The organism is Mycobacterium sp., assembly GCF_052144515.1.
GTDB lineage: Bacteria > Actinomycetota > Actinomycetes > Mycobacteriales > Mycobacteriaceae > Mycobacterium.
Genome location: NZ_JBKQQD010000039.1, coordinates 1 through 2,578, shown reverse-complemented (window position 1 = coordinate 2,578; position 2,578 = coordinate 1). Strand labels below are relative to the sequence as shown.

Annotated in this window: 3 protein-coding genes and 1 pseudogene; 3 read left to right on the top strand and 1 reads right to left on the bottom strand. The window is 66.7% G+C overall.

Annotated elements, in window-relative coordinates:
* The first annotated feature begins 201 nt into the window (after positions 1–201).
* Positions 202–1,281, top strand: a complete 1,080-nt coding sequence (locus tag ACLP9N_RS02015) for a PE family protein (protein ID WP_442405832.1) — start codon at positions 202–204, stop codon at positions 1,279–1,281.
* Here the strand turns inward: ACLP9N_RS02015 and ACLP9N_RS02010 are convergent.
* A complete protein-coding gene (locus tag ACLP9N_RS02010; protein WP_442405831.1) occupies positions 1,278–1,568 on the bottom strand; it encodes a hypothetical protein in 291 nt (96 codons plus the stop codon). The two genes, ACLP9N_RS02015 and ACLP9N_RS02010, sit on opposite strands and share 4 nt — an antisense overlap.
* 182 nt (positions 1,569–1,750) lie before the next feature.
* On the opposite strand from ACLP9N_RS02010, the gene ACLP9N_RS02005 reads away from it, so the two are divergent.
* On the top strand, positions 1,751–2,179 hold the full coding sequence (locus ACLP9N_RS02005) for a hypothetical protein (protein ID WP_442405830.1): 429 nt from the start codon (positions 1,751–1,753) through the stop codon (positions 2,177–2,179).
* A 137-nt stretch (positions 2,180–2,316) separates the two neighbouring features.
* A pseudogene (locus ACLP9N_RS02000) lies at positions 2,317–2,578 on the top strand (N-acetyl-gamma-glutamyl-phosphate reductase); the annotation flags it as partial.

Genomic DNA, 2,578 nt, shown 5'->3' with positions numbered 1-2,578 from the left:
AGGCGCGTGTCCCAGCCTCGCGATGTTGGCAAGCCCGAGTGTCGGGTGCCGCAATTCTTAAGGCCTGGCGACCCGCACTACGAATAACCGCCGACACGAGGTAACGAAAAAACGAATCTCCCGCGCGAGTGAACGATTTGCGCTTACGCTCATTGCCTCAATGGTCTTCGGCCGAACGCGGTGAGTCGACGGGAGATAGACATGTCTTATGTATTGGCGACGCCGGACATGGTGACGACCGCGGCGCAAGATTTGGCGGGTATCCATTCGACGCTAAGCGAGGCGACCGCGGCGGCAGCCGGTCCCACGACGTCCGTAATGGCGGCGGCCGAGGACGAGATATCGGCGGGGGTCGCGGCGCTTTTCGGGGCCTTCGGTCAGGAATACCACGCTATCGGGGCACAAGCGGCGGCGTTTCATGCGCAATTCGTCAATTTGTTAAACGGAACCGCGGCTGCTTATGTCGGCGCCGAGGCCGCCAACGCGGAGCAGACCGTGGCGAACACGCTGAATGCGCCCGCGCGGACGCTGTTGGGAGCGGAGTCGTCGATGCAGACCGCCGCGGCGGCCGCTACCGGCGCTGCCGCGTCCGGTGGCAATGTCGTCGGCCCGTATCAAAGCCTGATCGCGAATACCTTCGCCAATGTGCAGAGCCTCGGCAACGACTGGGTTACCCAGACGGCGCCTGCCCTGATCCGCGCGGGCACCGGCTATCCCGAGCTGCTTGCCACGTCGCTGGCGAGTGGAAACCCGATGTCGATCGCCACCGTACCCGGACAAATTGGGCTGGGCTTCGCAAAAGTGGTTTCCGCCGTTAGCGCCCCGGTATCGCTATCCATAACATCTCTGAACTCGTCGGGCGCATCACTTGCGCTTGGCATCGGGCTACCGGAACTCCTGGCCTTCGATGCTTTGGGCGCTCAGGTCAACGTAAGCAGCGCGATCACAGCAACCGGCGCAGAAATATCCAGCGCGATACTGGCCGGCAACCCGCTGGCTGTGGCCACCGCGCTCTTCGACGCGCCCGCCACCGTCGCCAACGCGTTGCTCAATGGCGAACAGACGCTTTCGGTGAGCCTGCCGCTGTCTGGATTTTCAGTGACGGCGAACATCCCCGTCACCGGGCTCCTCGTTCCTCTCCAGCCCCTTTATGTGACGGCGACGGTGCCTGGTGCGCCCCTGTTCAATACCGTCACAGTGACGGGTCCACCTGTGGGCGGCCTCATTCCCGCGCTGGTGGATTATGCGCCTGAAGCGCTAGCGGAAGCGTTCACCGCCTAGCCCCCGGAAGCCCGGACTGGGCCGCCGTTCTCGTTGACGTTGCCGGGGTTGCCGCCGGTCACGCTGCCCAACCTGCCGGCGATCGGGGCCGACCTGGGGCTGGCGCTGACCGGTGGGCTCTCGGGGGGTCTGGGGCTGCCGCCGATCTCGCTGCCTAACCTGGGTTCGCTGGGTGTGGAGTTGAGTGCGGCGCTGAATGGGCTCGGTGGGTCGATTGGCGCGTCGCTGACTGGGTTGAGCGCGTCGCTGAACGCGATGTTGTCGGGCAGCCTGAACGTGGGCGCCAACCTGTCCGGGCTGATTCAGACCGGCGAGACGCTGGCGGCGCACTTCGGTGCGGGGCTGGGTAACCTGGCAGCCAACATCGGGGCGGGCCTGAACGCGGCGATCCAGACGGGCGAGACCGTGGCCGCCGACTTCTTTGCCGCCTTGCCGACGCTGTCCATCCCCAGCCTGATGCTGTCGATCGGTGTGGCGCTGTCGGGCCAGCCTCGGTGGTGCGCTGAACGGCCTGCTACAGGCCGGCGGGGCCCTGGCGGGTGGCCTTACCGGCGGCCTCGCGGGTCTGGTCACTTCCGTCGAAGCTCTCGGGGGGAGCGTGGGCGCCGGCCTGGCGGGGCTGGCGCAGACCGGTGGCGCGCTGGCGACAATCTGGGCCAACACCACCCAGGCGGTGGCGGACGCGCTCGCCGGCGGTCTGGCCGGGAGCGTCGGGGTCGCGTTCCCCGGGCTGTTCCAAACCGGTGAGTCGCTTGCAATAGGGCTCGAGGGCGCCTTGTCCGGGATCGCCCAGACGGGTGGTGCTCTCACCACATCTTTGGAAGTGGCCCTGAACGACCTGGGACTCTTCCTCCAAACCGCCTTGAATGCGAGCCCGGGCATCGGTGTAGCCGCCTAGACCCCGCTAAAGCCCCGGCGCCCCGGAGACCTGTCGGTACTCGTGTAGAAGCGAAGCCCGAACCGACGCGGCGCTCCGGGGCGCCGCCCCGTCTGCACCTGGGAGGGTCGAATGGATTTGCAAACATCTGCATAACCATGCAGAATCGTCGAAATGGCCGACGTACTGAAGGTGGCGGTTGCCGGGGCCAGCGGCTACGCGGGCGGTGAAATTCTACGGCTGCTGCTCGGGCATCCGGCCTACACCGACGGCCGACTGGCCATCGGCGCGGTGACCGCCGCAGCCAGCGTCGGCACCACGCTCGGTGAGCACCATCCGCACCTGACCCCCCTGGCGCATCGGGTGGTCGAGCCCACGGACGTGTCCTTGCTCGCGGGCCATGACGTGGTGTTCCTGGCC

What these genes read in the sequence shown, in the direction of transcription:
- ACLP9N_RS02015 (WP_442405832.1), top strand. Translation starts at nt 202, where the DNA reads ATGTCTTATGTATTGGCGACGCCGGACATGGTGACGACCGCGGCGCAA.